At 45.2% G+C, this 13,605-nt stretch carries 13 protein-coding genes; 5 read left to right on the forward strand and 8 right to left on the reverse strand.

Annotation, left to right across the window (positions count from 1 at the left end):
* Positions 1–215 precede the first annotated feature (215 nt).
* Together dhaL and dhaK are read right to left on the reverse strand one after the other, a co-directional pair.
* On the reverse strand, positions 216–863 hold the full coding sequence (gene dhaL, locus F6K49_RS27720) for a dihydroxyacetone kinase subunit DhaL (protein WP_293101784.1): 648 nt from the start codon (positions 861–863) through the stop codon (positions 216–218).
* Positions 864–963: 100 nt separating this feature from the next.
* The gene (gene dhaK / locus F6K49_RS27725; RefSeq protein WP_293101787.1) at positions 964–2,037 is read right to left on the reverse strand and encodes a dihydroxyacetone kinase subunit DhaK; all 1,074 of its coding nucleotides are present in this window, start codon (positions 2,035–2,037) and stop codon (positions 964–966) included.
* 413 nt (positions 2,038–2,450) lie between these two features.
* On the opposite strand from dhaK, the gene F6K49_RS27730 reads away from it, so the two are divergent.
* Both F6K49_RS27730 and F6K49_RS27735 read left to right on the forward strand, forming a co-directional pair.
* Positions 2,451–2,810: an EF-hand domain-containing protein gene (locus F6K49_RS27730; protein WP_293020839.1), complete on the forward strand. Its 360-nt coding sequence runs from the start codon at positions 2,451–2,453 to the stop codon at positions 2,808–2,810.
* Between the two features lie 12 nt (positions 2,811–2,822).
* The gene (locus F6K49_RS27735) at positions 2,823–3,959 is read left to right on the forward strand and encodes an arginase family protein (RefSeq protein WP_293101809.1); all 1,137 of its coding nucleotides are present in this window, start codon (positions 2,823–2,825) and stop codon (positions 3,957–3,959) included.
* Positions 3,960–4,080: 121 nt separating this feature from the next.
* On the opposite strand, the gene F6K49_RS27740 is transcribed toward F6K49_RS27735, so the two are convergent.
* The 3 genes from F6K49_RS27740 to ptsP form a co-directional block, all read right to left on the reverse strand.
* Entirely contained in the window at positions 4,081–4,446 is a 366-nt protein-coding gene (locus F6K49_RS27740; RefSeq protein WP_293069353.1) for a Lin0512 family protein, read from the reverse strand.
* Positions 4,436–5,119, reverse strand: coding sequence for a class I SAM-dependent methyltransferase (locus tag F6K49_RS27745; RefSeq protein WP_293101792.1), 684 nt, complete (start codon positions 5,117–5,119; stop codon positions 4,436–4,438). Before F6K49_RS27745 ends, F6K49_RS27740 begins: the two co-directional genes overlap by 11 nt.
* Before the next feature lie 323 nt (positions 5,120–5,442).
* Positions 5,443–8,040: a phosphoenolpyruvate--protein phosphotransferase gene (gene ptsP, locus F6K49_RS27750; RefSeq protein ID WP_293101795.1), complete on the reverse strand. Its 2,598-nt coding sequence runs from the start codon at positions 8,038–8,040 to the stop codon at positions 5,443–5,445.
* 394 nt (positions 8,041–8,434) lie between these two features.
* On the opposite strand from ptsP, the gene F6K49_RS27755 reads away from it, so the two are divergent.
* Positions 8,435–8,752: a hypothetical protein gene (locus F6K49_RS27755; protein ID WP_075895554.1), complete on the forward strand. Its 318-nt coding sequence runs from the start codon at positions 8,435–8,437 to the stop codon at positions 8,750–8,752.
* The gene (locus F6K49_RS27760) at positions 8,749–9,114 is read left to right on the forward strand and encodes an aspartyl protease (protein WP_075895556.1); all 366 of its coding nucleotides are present in this window, start codon (positions 8,749–8,751) and stop codon (positions 9,112–9,114) included. Before F6K49_RS27755 ends, F6K49_RS27760 begins: the two co-directional genes overlap by 4 nt.
* A 136-nt stretch (positions 9,115–9,250) precedes the next feature.
* On the opposite strand, the gene F6K49_RS27765 is transcribed toward F6K49_RS27760, so the two are convergent.
* The 3 genes from F6K49_RS27765 to F6K49_RS27775 form a co-directional block, all read right to left on the reverse strand.
* Positions 9,251–9,553, reverse strand: a complete 303-nt coding sequence (locus tag F6K49_RS27765) for a hypothetical protein (RefSeq protein WP_293101800.1) — start codon at positions 9,551–9,553, stop codon at positions 9,251–9,253.
* 97 nt (positions 9,554–9,650) lie between these two features.
* Positions 9,651–10,190: a GrpB family protein gene (locus F6K49_RS27770; protein WP_293101803.1), complete on the reverse strand. Its 540-nt coding sequence runs from the start codon at positions 10,188–10,190 to the stop codon at positions 9,651–9,653.
* 96 nt (positions 10,191–10,286) lie between these two features.
* Positions 10,287–11,501 carry a transposase gene (locus F6K49_RS27775; RefSeq protein ID WP_293041086.1) on the reverse strand — a complete coding sequence of 405 codons (1,215 nt, stop codon included), beginning with the start codon at positions 11,499–11,501 and terminating at the stop codon, positions 10,287–10,289.
* A gap of 233 nt (positions 11,502–11,734) precedes the next feature.
* On the opposite strand from F6K49_RS27775, the gene acs reads away from it, so the two are divergent.
* A partial coding sequence (gene acs, locus F6K49_RS27780; protein ID WP_293101806.1) for an acetate--CoA ligase occupies positions 11,735–13,605 on the forward strand: 1,871 nt, incomplete at its 3' end.

Below are 13,605 nucleotides of genomic sequence, written 5' to 3' on the forward strand. Positions count from 1 at the left end.
AGGTTGACCTTCAATAAGATGCGATCGCTTAAATTATTAATAAGTTACTAAAGTTAAAAGTTGACTAGAGCGTTTCTCCTACTTATGAGGTAAAGTCAATTTTCTTACCCCTACTCCCTACTCCCTACTCCCTATTCCCTACTCCCTACTCCCTACTCCCTATTCCCTACTCCCTACTCCCTACTCCCTACTCCCTACTCCCTACTCCCTACTCCCTACTCCCTACTCCCTGTATTACCCGTTTCTAGCAGTGTCTGGAAAATCAAATAGGCTGAAGTAGCACCAGGGTCTTGATGTCCAGCACTGCGCTCCCCTAAATAACTGGCTCGTCCCTTCTTAGCCACCAACGGAATAGTATTTTTCATCCCTTCTTCTGCTGCGTTGACGGCCTGTTGCAAGGCTTCTAGCATACTGTCTCCTTGATCTACAGCTTGTGCAAAGGCATTGGCTGCGGGTGATAGAGCATCTAACATGGTCTTATCTCCCAAGTTGGCTTTGCCTCGCTGGACGACTCCCTCCACTCCTGCTTGGAATAGTTTGACCATATCCTCTTTTGTCAGTTCTTGCTTTCCTGCTACTGCTGCACTTGAGCGCAAGAACAGGGTGCCATAAAGTGGTCCACTGGCACCTCCCACACTGGAAATTAGAGTCATGCTGACGGTTTTGAGAATACTGCCAATGTCTTTATCTGCCACTTTAGGAAGCTGAGTGATCACCTTTTGAAAGCCACGATTCATATTGATACCGTGGTCAGCATCACCAATAGCAGCATCAAGTTCGGTTAGATAGTCCTTGTTTTGTTCTAGTACAGTAGCGACTGCTTGTAACCACTGTAGAATTTGATGTTTAGTTATCGTTACCATAGTGGCAGAGTGGGTCAGGGGGTGAGAGCCTCAGGGTAGCAATGAGCAATGAGCAATTAGCTAAGCTTTACGATACTGATGCTCCCAGATATCATATCAATCATAGTCCCCAACGCAGGGCTGGTGTCTTGACTGGTGCATCCCAGAATTTAATTAGCTCATCGTTCATTTTGAGTAGGGTAATCGAGCAGCCTTGCATTTCTAGAGACGTAATATAAGGACCAATCAGACTACGCACGATTTCCAGTCCCTTTTGTTCACAGATTTGGGCTAATTTACGATACACAATGTACAGTTCCGACAGGGGAGTACCACCCATGCTATTCACGAATGCCAGAATGCGATCGCTTTTCTGAAAAGGCGGGTCAGTTATTTCAAACTCTGTCCATTCTGCTTTATCTTCATCCCACTCTCGCACTTTGCGGCTATAGGCAGAATCTTCAATAATCGATAGCGCTAGCATTTCAGTTATCTCATCTGCTGATTTGAGGGACATTCGTTGTCTTCCTGGTTCCCCGTGAATGCCAATCCCAAATTCTATTTCTGCTTCCCCCAAGTCAAACATGGGACTCCCCTTAGCAGGAGGGGTGCAGGATGTCAATGCCATACCCATGCTGCGTCCATTACCATTAACCTGGCGACAGAGATTAGCCAGTTGTTTGAGGTCATAACCAGCAGCAGCAGCAGCGCCACAGATTTTCTCGGCTAATAATGTCGTCCCTACCCCGCGCCTGCCTTGAGTATAGAGGCTATCTTTAACCGCTACATCATCATCAATTAGGATATTGAGGACTCGGATGCCTTCTGAGATAGCTAATTCCGCAGCTAACTCAAAATTCATCACGTCACCGCTATAGTTTTTGACAATATTAAGAACCCCTGCACCACTGTTGACTATTTTTGCAGCTTCTAGCATTTGGTCGGGAGTGGGAGAGGTAAACACTTCACCGGGACAGGCGGCATCTAACATTCCGGCACCCACAAAGCCCCCGTGCAAGGGTTCATGACCACTACCACCACCGGAAATAATCGCTACTTTGTTTGATATTGGAGCATCAGCGCGGTAGATCAAGAGGGGGTCAAGATTAATTTTGAGCAGGTCAGGATGGGCTACAGCCATGCCTTCTAGGCTTTCTCTGACAACATTATCGGGATGGTTGATTAATTTTTTCATGATTGATATCACTCGTCATCGGTAATGGGTAATTGGTAATGGGTAATTGCCCCAACTTCCCCTTCTACCAATACTGCCATCCCTTACACCCGTTACTCATCTGTTGCCCGATCTTCTATCTATCAAAAGTCTAAAGCAATGCCTATTCTCACTCCCACAACGAGATAAATAAGCATTGCTTAATGATTCAACGCCCTTTTGTTGAAACTACAATTTGTTTTGGCTTGGAAATATAGCCCTGCGCTATAGCACTATATTTCAGGAGTGCGATCGCAAAAAAACTATATCCCTAGTTCAGTCATGCCCTGTTCATACAACCTTTAAGCAATAATGATGCCATGGTTCAACCCAAATGGTAGTATAATCCCGATCCGAATTTTCCACAATAGGGTAACAGATGAGGAGATTCAACCATGACCATAACCAAACCAATGTCATCTCAACGATATGCAGAATTTGACCAGGTCTTCCAGTTGTTTGATGCCAATGGTGATGGATTCATCAGTCGTCAGGAGATCATCGATGCTCTAGAGATTCTGGGACAAGGCATTTCCCTTCAAGACCGAACCAATCTTTTCAATCTGCTCAACAAAGATGATGTTGTGACACGGGAGGCCTTTATGGAGTGGATGGTAAACCGCCAAGATCTCGATATTAGGGCTGATCTACGACAGGTGTTTGAACTGATTGATGTTGATGGTAGTGGCAAGTTATCGATTGACGAATTCACCCAGATTATCCGTTGCTTCAACACGACCGTAACTGATTCATAAATTGCTGCCTTGGTGAGAAAAGCTGATTTAAATGGAGATGGCGAAATTGATTTTGAAGAGTTTATTGCCACTCAGACTTATGAATCGGCTCTGAAGATTTCGATCGCAGGCTTACGCAGTTTCAAAAAGATTTTACTTCAGTACCAAAAAGTCGAAAAATTTTCCTCAATTGCGCTGATTGAAGTTGATTCGGAATTAGGAGCGGGAACGCGCGGTCAATCCATGGGAACTGCTGCTTTGAGAGAAGCTGCCATCCAAAAACAGGCGGCACGGATGCATGCTCACAATGGTGTGTTGAGTCTGGATAGTTTACGAGTACAAACAGAAAATTGGGCAGATGCTCTGGGACACAAACATCAGTACGCCAAGTATATTCACAAGCTATACCAAGTGCTGAGCCGAACCACCGATGTAGTCGCCCAAACCCTAAAGGAGGGGCTGTTTCCAGTGGTACTCGGTGGCGATCATTCAACGGCAGCAGGGATAATCGCCGGAATCAAAAAAGCCTTTCCGAATCATCGCCTGGGAGTGGTTTGGATTGATGCCCATGCTGATATTCACTCTCCCTATACGACTCCATCGGGAAATATGCATGGGATGCCTGTGGCGATGGCGACTGCCACTGATAATCTGGCCAAGCAAATCAATGAGCTTGACTCAGACACGGTAAAACTCTGGAACCTGTGTCAAAAATTAGGGCTGGCAGATAGCGCGAATTTTAGCATTGAGGATTTGGTGTATGTCGCGGTACGAGATACGGAAGAGGCGGAAGACCACTTGATTGAAACACACCAAATCCTAAACATGACCAGTGAGCACGTTCGTACCTTGGGTGCGGATGTCGTTGCCCAACGGTGTTTAGAGAAGCTAGAAGGGGTGGATCTGATTTACGTTACCTTTGACGTCGATAGTATGGACTCGACAATTTGTATGGGAACGGGAACCCCAGCTCCAAATGGGATTTTTGTCAAGGAAGCCTGTCTGCTCAACGAAACCTTGGTTAAAGATCCACGGGTGTGTTGTTGGGAAATCTGTGAAATTAATCCCCTGCTCGATACCCTCAACACCATGGTGGAAAACTCCCTGGGCATTTTTGAAACTGTAGTGGATGCCATTGCCAATCGCCTAGAAGTAACACCGAAAGTATAAGACCTGATCGTTATGCAAACCGCCGTATGCTGATAGCTGATAGCTGATAGCTGATAGCTGATAGCTGATAGCTGATAGCTGATAGCTGATAGCTTACGATTAGATTACTTTTCCTAAGTTCCTAATCACTATCCACGAACACAGTAACCGCTGCAACAGCAATCAGCATCTCATCATTTTTATCATTAAGTTCTGGAATCGCCCTGCCTTGAACGACCATTCCACCAGACTCAAGGGATAGAGTTTTCTGACCGAAAGGGAGTACAGCCAGTACTTCATCTTCCCGGACTTGCTCTGGGTAAGGCACGGCGACTTGAACTTCAACTATCATTTGATTGGGATGCTCTAAACCAGCTACTTCCCAAACACCAGGCAAGGCATTGTGAGCAATAGCGTTGCGTACAGCTCTTGCTGCTGCTACGGTTGGGTCTTGACCGTGTTGGTCTACTCCCATTCCCATTTCGATAATTAAGCGTTTACGAACCATGACGAGTATATTGAATGCGTAACCGTTGAATCGGATCATCCTCTGATTCCGGGACAGTATCACGATGAATTTCGACTAAGCCCAATTCCTTAAAGTAAGCTAGTTCTGTATCGGACAACGGCCAAGGGGGACCATCTGGTTCAGTGTCGCTATCCCGAAACCGAGTAATTACTAAGAGGGTTCCTCCTGGGGCGACTAAGGATGCGATCGCATTCATCACAGTTGACCGCACCTTGAGGGGTAAGGCTTGGATGTTACGACATTCAAAGACAAAATCAAATTTGTGATGCCATGCTGGATCTAAAGCAAATAAATCCGCCACTTGGTACTTGACCTGGGAATCGGGAAATCGGTTTTGGCACCATGCGATCGCAGTCGGGGAAATATCAAACGCAGTCACTTGGAAACCCTGCTGCGCCAACGCTTCAGCATCATCCCCTAACCCACAACCAACTACTAGGGCAGAGCGACCCGACCCTTGGGGTGTATTATGCTCTAACCAATCCTGTAGATAGGGATGGGGTGTATTACGCGCCCAAGGTATTTGCCCCGAATCCCCATTAGCTTCGGCATATAAAACCTCAAACCATTGAGATGGATTATCTTGGCGAATTGATTCCGATGCCAAGAGTTTAACCTTTTGCTGTAGTGTTTCGGGTTGTTGCTCGAACATAGGTCTGGGTTTGCTAATGCTTCCTAATTTTAACTGTTCCAATGTCAATCCCCATCTTGTCAGGCAGATCAGCATACCAGTAACAACTTACCAATTAAGCCATTTGGCTGATTTTTTCAATGAGGGGTGACACCCCTCATTTACTCAGGTATATTTGAAATATAAGATGCACCCTGATGATCGAGAGAGTCAGTAACACGGCTCTCTTTTTTTTTGCCTGTTGCCTGTTGCCTGTTGCCTTTTGCCTTTTGCCTTGCCCGTAGCGCTGTATCACTCCTGCCAAGACTCAAACCGACCTGGCAAAAGTACTTTTCTGATAGTGTTCACGTCAATTCTTGTCCACTGTTCCCTGTTCCCTGTTCCCTGTTCCCGACTTCTGCAAGAAGTCTAATATATTGTCTAACTGCAAGAGCCGAATCTAGCTGCAACGCCTCACCAGCAAGCATCTCGGCCTGGTTGATACTCAACTGTGTAATAACTGAAATCACAGTAGCGATCGCAGGTGGATTCACACTCAACTCATCCACCCCTAACCCTAATAAAATCGGTATCCCTACTGGATTCGATGCCAACTGACCACAGACACTAACTGTAATCCCTGCTTGATGAGCAACGCTTACCGTTTGGTGAATCATCCGTAGCACAGCCGGTTCAAGGGCATCAGCTAGCTTCGCCACCTTGGGATTAGTACGGTCAGCGGCCATTACATATTGACTCAAATCATTAGTACCAATGCTGAAAAAGTCCACTTCAGCCGCTAACTGATCAGCCATGGTTACTGCTGCCGGGACTTCTACCATAATCCCCACTGGCATCTGTTCATTAAAACGATGCCCTTCTTGGCGCAACTCGGCTTTAGCCTCTGCTAGGATTTCCTTAGCAGCCCGTACCTCTTCTACTGAAGAAACCATGGGAAACATCACCTTAATATTGTGTCCATAACTCCCTCGTAGAATCGCCCGCAGTTGGATTTTGAGCATCTCTGGACAATCCAAACTCTGACGAATTCCCCGCCATCCTAGGAAAGGGTTAGGCTCTCGGGTGTGCCGATCAGAGGAAGCATCAGAAGACGCTAGATTCAGGAAGGGAATGGGCTTGTCACCGCCAATATCTAAAGTACGAATCGTTAGGGGATGGGTACCCATAATTTCCGCAATGGCTTGATAGGTTGCCAACTGCTCTTCTTCCATCGGAATAGTTAAGCGTTCCAGATAAAGAAACTCGGTCCTAAGTAAACCTATCCCTTGAGCACCACAATCGAGAGCCAATTTAGCATCAGCCTCTCCCAAAACATTTGCCATCAAGGGAATTGTGTGTCCATCTTGAGTAATTACCTCCCTAGGTAATTCATCCTTACTGTTGCTCTGTAGCTGTAATTCTTGCTTTTGTTCCTCAGAAGGCTCTACCCAAATTTGACCGGTTGTCCCATCCATGGCCAACTCCGTACCAGCTGGCAACGACAACACATCCTGACCAACACCAACCACCATCGGTATACCGAGCATATTGGCGATCAGGGCACTATGGGCTGTAGCACTTCCACTAGCGCAACAGATACCTAGGACTTGGATCGGATTTAGTTGCGCGACCTCAGAGGGGGTTAAATCAGCAGCAACCAGAATACCAGGCTCAGTCAGATCTAGACAGGTTTCTTTCCTATTCGTCAGTAATCGCAACACTCGCCAGCCGACATCGATCACATCATTTCCCCGAGCTTGCATGTAGGAGTCTTCCAGAGTTTGATAATTTGCTACGGTTTCATCGATCACAGTTTTCCAAGCAGCTCCTGCCCATAGATGCTGGTCAACTATAATCTGATAAGCTCTATTAACTAGGGCTGGATCGTCTAAGTAGAGCAAGTGAGCCTGAAAAATATCTGCCTGATCTTTAGTAACAGTATTGATCAGGTGTTGAAGTTGCTGTTGTGCTGTTTTAATAGCAAGTTGTAGGGTTTCCCACTCGCCTTGAGGATTATCTGTTTGCTCTTCAATAATCTCTGGAAGTTTGGGTTGGTAGACAATAACCGCTCCCATAGCAATACCAGCAGCAGCGGGAATTCCAACTAACCTATCAAGTGTGACGGATGAAGGGTCAAGGGATCGGTTACTGGGAGAGTTATAATTTTGGTTGATGTCTTCTTTGGCTTTATCTAGTTTTTCGCCAAAATTGTTATCGACTAGCTGCTGCAACGCTATCAAGGCTAATTCGGCATCTTCTCCTACTGCTTTGATGACTATTTTATCTCCCTGTTGGATACCTAAAAGCATCACATTATTAATGCTTTTTCCATTAACTATATTGCTAGTTTTGGTGATATTTTGTAACTTAATTTCTGAGTTAAACCGATTAGCTGTAGTAACAAATTGGGCAGCAGGACGAGCATGAATTCCCTGTTTATTCTGGACAGTAAGATGGATTTCTTTGGTTGTAGTTGCGTAACGCACCACGGGCAAGATGCCCGTTCCACCCACCGGGTCAAACTCAGTACTATCAGTACTATCAGTACTATCAACAACTGATAACTGAGAGGCTTTAGCGGTTAAAGCTGATCTAGCTTCAGCAATCACTTGGTCGATATCACCACCAGCCGCAGCTTGGACAACCGCTGCGATCGCACCTTCCACTAATGGCGCTTCGCACAATCTTACCTTGGGTTTCTGCTCTTCATCCAGAAACTCCAGTGCCATTTCTGCACTCAGCACTGCACTGCCTAAATCCATCAATACCACTACCCCAGCATCGGAGTAAACCGACTCAATGGCGGCTTGGACTTGCAGCACATCGGTACCAAAAGGATTTTGTGGGTCATCAATCCCAGCTGCGATCGCAATTGGTACCGATGTCTGAACCATCTGTTGGGCTAATTCCTTGACCCCAGCGGCTAGCTTAGCACTGTGGGAGATAATCACAATTCCAATCATAAGGTATATAAGCGCGTTGGTATCATCGGTTGTGAACATACTCGCTTAGGCAAGAGGCAAGAGGCAAGAGGCAAGAGGCAAGAGGCAAGAGGCAAAAGGGAAGGCATTGCTGATTAATAGAATGATGGAAAGTAACTGAGGAGTACGCAAATAATCCTAATGACTGGTGTTATTATGCCCGGTGTTTGTTTGACAGGGGTGAAAATCAGGGAGCGGCTGAAGCTATTCAGAAAGCTGATCATCTATGCTCGAATAATTGGCTAGTTTATGGGGCCTTATATAATATTTTGAACAAGTCACCCCTTATCCCTTTCTTAGCAAGAAAGGTAGAAATAACCTGAGGGGGGATATTTTTGTTATTATAAACCTATCTACAGCGTTTTGTATAACTAAAATGACACCATCATCTTCCCATCACACTGTAAGGCGAGGACGGGTTTTTCCGGAGAAACGACTGTCTCCTGAAGAAAAAGCCAGAATTCAAGCTGAAGATGCAGTGTTTTATAAGCGTTGTCGAGAGGTCTTTGAGCGAGTACAACCAGAATTGATTCAAGAGCATTATGATTGGTTTATTATTATTGAACCTGATAGTGGTGAGTATTTTATCGATGAAGATAAAAAGGTAGCACTTTCCAAATCCCGTTCTAAACATCCAGGTAAAAAGTGTATTATTATGCAAATTAATGAAACGGGAACTTGTGGCAGAATATGATCCAAGGTGAATTTAATAGGTTCGGGGAGTTATTTTTTGAAATTGGCTTGATGTCTGCTGATGGGGAGGTTTTTCCCGTTATGGCACTGTTAGATACAGGGTTTACAGGTTGGTTAGCTATTGATAATCAAGATGCTGAGAGTTTAGGGTGGGTGCGTAATAATGAACCACAGGATATGCAAACAGCCCAGGGAGAAGCACGGTTTAATTTATATGAGGGAAAGGTGGTTATTGAGGAAGAGGAGTTTACGGTTGAAGTGTTAGGAGGAGATGAACTGGTAAATAGTCTTTTAGGTGTTTTGTGGTTACGAACAAAGCGTTTAGTTGTAGATTTTCCTATGGGAGTGTTAACCCTAGGATAAGCGATGCTCAGCAAAAAGCCGCTACGCGAACACACTGATAGTTAAAGAGGTGCGTTACACTTGGTTAACGCACCTGACAAGATAAGCGATCGCACTGGTTTAAAACCAGTCGTCGCTGTTACCCTCCCACTCCTGGTCACTTGCGCCATCTGGCGATTATGGATTTATTGTTGGAGGATTTTGAGACAATTCCGAAAGAAGTATTGGAGCGATTGTTCTCCAAGGTTGTTGAAGGTTGAAGGTTGTTGAAGGTTGAAGGTTGTTGAAGGTTGAAGATTGTTGAAGGTTGAAGGTTGTTGAAGGTTGAAGGTTGTTGAAGGTTGAAGGTTGTTGAAGGTTGAAGATTGTTGAAGGTTGAAGATTGTTGAAGGTTGAAGGTTGAAGGTTGAAGGTTGAAGATTGTTGAAGGTTGAACGCGATCGCGTGGCCGAAAGACCAAGGTTGTTCGCCTTTGGGGTTCGGTGTAGGGTAGGTTTAAGGGTTAAGTCGATTAACTATTGCCTATTGCCTATTGCCTATTGCCTATTGCCTATTGCCTATTGCCTCTTGCCTATTGATCCTCTACGCCACTCTGCTGCTTTTCGATCCATCTCTTTGATGAACCCATCTTTTCCATCCATATAGGCTTCAATATTGTATGGATATTTATTAGCAAGTTTTCGCTTAAGTTCACCGTATTTATGGGCATCCTTAGGATGGGCAATCATATAATCTCGAAAGGCTAAGTGACGCTCTACCTGTAGCGAATTAACCTCAAACATATGAACATGATGTGTTCTGATTCCTATTTGATTATGTTTGCGAAAGAAACGACGACCTGGTATGCCGTATTCACCCATTCCTTCATAGCCTATTGTCTCCATACCTGAACTATTTTCATCGACTTTGGTAATGTCTTTGACCTCAACCAAAATATCAATAATTGGTTTAGCGTCTAGTTCTGGAATAGATGTACTCCCAATATGGTGTACAGCAACTAAGTTGTCGCCGACGGCAAGAGCAATCTGCTTTGATTCACGCTCAAATTCATCTGGCCACTTCGGGTCATGGGGAACAACTTCAACTTTTCTTGACATAACTACAGCAGTTTGAAATTGGGTGAGGTACTTACTAGCAGTTGGTTTGAGGGAGCAGGAAGCAGGGAGTAAGGAGGAGTATTGACACTCCTCGTCCTATAAGAACGAGGATTCTTGCTTCAAAGGGATTCCTATGAATTTACCCTCAGCAAGCATCTTGACCGTGTGTCCCACGGCTGCAAGTCCACGTATAGTGACTACTTGGGCAGCTGCCACATCTCTATCGGTTGTGTAGCCGCAATTTAAACAAACATGGGTACGTTCAGCTAAAGTCTTTTTGCCAGTCTCAGTTAAGCAATTTGGACAAATCTGACTTGTTCTACGTGCATCTACTTTCTGGAAATAGACGCCACGATGGACGCAAGTTTTTTCTAATATGTCCAAAAATTGACCAAAGCCAGCGTCTAGACAATGCTTTCCTAACATTCCACGGGACAAACCTACCAAGTTTAAGTCTTCTACAAATATCATCCCTGCATTGTCACAAAGTTGGTGAGAAAGCTTTCTGTGCCAATCCTTGCGACAATTAGCAATGTACTCATGTAGTTTGGCTACTTTATTTTGCGCTTTTTGTCGATTCTTTGAGCCAAAAGGTTTTCTAGAAACACGCTTTTGCAGCCATCTCAGCTTGCGTTCGGCATCACCAAAAAACTTTGGGCGCTTGACTAAAAGACCATTAGAAGTAGCTACAAAACTGGTTAATCCTACATCAATTCCTAATGGTTCACCATGGGGCATTGGCGATGGAATATCAGCATTCCATTGAATCGTCAACATCACATACCAACCAGAAACCCTTTTAACTATGCGGGCTTGCTTGATTACTCCATCTTCGGGAATATTCCGTGATTGGCGAAACCTTACCCAACCGATAACAGGAAGTTTAACCATACCAGGCTCAAGTCTATTCCCTTTCATTTGCGGAAAGACAAAAGACCTCATTCTTCCTTTTTTCTTAAACCGTGGAAACCCCGTATTACGCTCCCACATATTAGTGAAAGCAGTCTCAACCCTTTTGAGAGTTTGCTGCAATACCTGAGATTGAACCTTTTTTAAATTAGGGTTTTTCTTCTTTGCAGCTGTTAAAGACTTACATTGATTTCCATAGGTAGGACGGGTCGCATCGGCAGAAATGATGTAGCAACTACGAAGGCTACAGGAGTTTAATTGACAACTACGAGACTTGTACCAGTCTTTACGCTCAGCTAAAGCATAATTATACACCCTACGAGTTACTTCTAGCCACTCGTCAAATATTTGGGATTGTTGCTTGGTGGGTTTGAGTTTGAACTCGTAGGTGAGATTAAACATCGTCTTTCCTCCTTGTCCAGTATCATAACGCTTTAATTATCTAACGTCAATCCGAAAGATAAAAGCCGTCCTCAAAGGACGGGGCTTTAAACCCAAACTTTTTGGTAACAAACCAGAAATTAAAGAAATCCAACGATTTGCCCAACTGGGTGACCTGTTCAGTATGGTTTGATTAGACTTAACCTTGGCTAGGTCTAGACTACCTACTTAGATCTAAGTAATTTACTATAACTATGTCACAACCGACTATAGAATCAATCCTTCAAGAAGAACGGCTGTTCCCGCCACCAGCTGACTTTGCCGAGAATGCCCAGATTAAGAGCATGGCGGAGTATCAGCAACTTTATGAACAAGCCAAAGCTGACCCCGAAGGGTTTTGGGCCCAGCTTGCCGAACAAGAACTAGACTGGTTTCAAAAGTGGGATACCGTATTAGATTGGCAACCTCCCTTTGCCAAGTGGTTTGTTGGTGGGAAGATTAATATTTCTTACAACTGTCTTGACAGACACCTCACTACCTGGCGTCGGAATAAAGCTGCCCTGATTTGGGAAGGGGAACCGGGAGACTCCCGCACCCTAACCTATGCCCAGTTACACCGGGAAGTTTGCCAGATGGCAAATGTGATCAAACAACTGGGAGTGAAAAAAGGCGATCGCGTTGGCATTTATATGCCCATGATTCCCGAAGCTGCTATTGCCATGCTGGCCTGTGCTAGAATTGGTGCTCCCCACACGGTTGTTTTTGGTGGCTTTAGTGCTGAAGCCCTCAAAGACCGACTGGTAGATGCTCAAGCTAAATTAGTAATTACTGCTGATGGGGGCTGGCGCAAAGACAAGATTGTTCCTCTCAAGATCCAAGTTGATAAAGCCTTAGAGAATAATGGCGCACCTACAGTAGAAAACGTCCTAGTGGTAGAACGCACCAAGCAAGGGATTGACATGGAACCAGAACGAGACCACTGGTGGCATGACTTGCAACCGGGAGCATCTGCGGATTGTCCAGCGGAACCCATGGATAGTGAAGATATGCTCTTCATTCTCTACACTAGCGGTACCACAGGTAAACCGAAAGGGGTTGTTCACACTACTGGTGGCTATAACCTCTACACCCACATGACTACCAAGTGGACCTTTGACCTCAAAGAGACCGATGTCTACTGGTGTACTGCTGATGTCGGCTGGATTACCGGACACAGTTACATTGTCTATGGTCCATTGTCCAATGGTGCTACTAGCCTCATGTACGAAGGGGCTCCCCGTCCTTCCAATCCCGGTTGCTTGTGGGATGTGGTAGAAAAATATGGAGTCACTATCTTCTACACTGCTCCCACTGCTATTCGTGCCTTTATTAAGATGGGAGACCAGCATCCCAACGCCCGTGATTTATCCTCCCTACGTATCTTAGGAACTGTGGGTGAACCGATTAACCCAGAAGCCTGGATGTGGTACCATCGGGTGATTGGAGGAGAACGTTGTCCCATTGTCGATACTTGGTGGCAAACTGAAACCGGTGGCTTCATGCTCACCCCCTTACCCGGTGCTACTCCCACTAAACCCGGTTCCGCTACCTTCCCCTTCCCAGGCATTATTGCTGATATTGTAGATTTAGACGGCAATCCAGTTGGAGAGAATGACGGTGGTTATTTAGTGATCAAACATCCTTGGCCAAGTATGATCCGTACTGTCTATGGGGATGATGACCGTTTCCGCCGCACCTATTGGGAACACATTCAACCAAAAGATGGCCAATACTTCTATTTTGCTGGAGATGGTGCCAGAAAAGACTCCAATGGCTATTTCTGGGTTATGGGTCGTGTCGATGATGTGTTGAATATCTCTGGTCACCGCTTAGGAACCATGGAAGTGGAGTCAGCACTGGTTTCTCATCCTTCTGTAGCTGAAGCCGCCGTAGTCGGTAAACCTGATGAGGTAAAAGGGGAAGATGTCTTTGCCTTTGTGACCTTAGAAGGGACTTATAGCGCTAGTGACGAACTCAAGCAAGAACTAAAGCAGCACGTGGTCAAAGAAATTGGTGCGATCGCACGTCCTGGTGACATTCGCTTTACTGATGCTTTGCCCAAGACTCGTTCCGGAAAGATTATGCG

Source organism: Moorena sp. SIO3I6 (assembly GCF_010672095.1).

Bases quoted from the DNA above. Each gene is read 5' to 3' on its own strand.
- dhaL (WP_293101784.1), bottom strand. From the start codon at position 863: ATGGTAACGATAACTAAACATCAAATTCTACAGTGGTTACAAGCAGTC.
- dhaK (WP_293101787.1), bottom strand. From the start codon at position 2,037: ATGAAAAAATTAATCAACCATCCCGATAATGTTGTCAGAGAAAGCCTA.
- F6K49_RS27730 (WP_293020839.1), top strand. From the start codon at position 2,451: ATGACCATAACCAAACCAATGTCATCTCAACGATATGCAGAATTTGAC.
- F6K49_RS27740 (WP_293069353.1), bottom strand. From the start codon at position 4,446: ATGGTTCGTAAACGCTTAATTATCGAAATGGGAATGGGAGTAGACCAA.
- F6K49_RS27745 (WP_293101792.1), bottom strand. From the start codon at position 5,119: ATGTTCGAGCAACAACCCGAAACACTACAGCAAAAGGTTAAACTCTTG.
- ptsP (WP_293101795.1), bottom strand. From the start codon at position 8,040: ATGATTGGAATTGTGATTATCTCCCACAGTGCTAAGCTAGCCGCTGGG.
- F6K49_RS27755 (WP_075895554.1), top strand. From the start codon at position 8,435: ATGACACCATCATCTTCCCATCACACTGTAAGGCGAGGACGGGTTTTT.
- F6K49_RS27760 (WP_075895556.1), top strand. From the start codon at position 8,749: ATGATCCAAGGTGAATTTAATAGGTTCGGGGAGTTATTTTTTGAAATT.
- F6K49_RS27770 (WP_293101803.1), bottom strand. From the start codon at position 10,190: ATGTCAAGAAAAGTTGAAGTTGTTCCCCATGACCCGAAGTGGCCAGAT.
- F6K49_RS27775 (WP_293041086.1), bottom strand. From the start codon at position 11,501: ATGTTTAATCTCACCTACGAGTTCAAACTCAAACCCACCAAGCAACAA.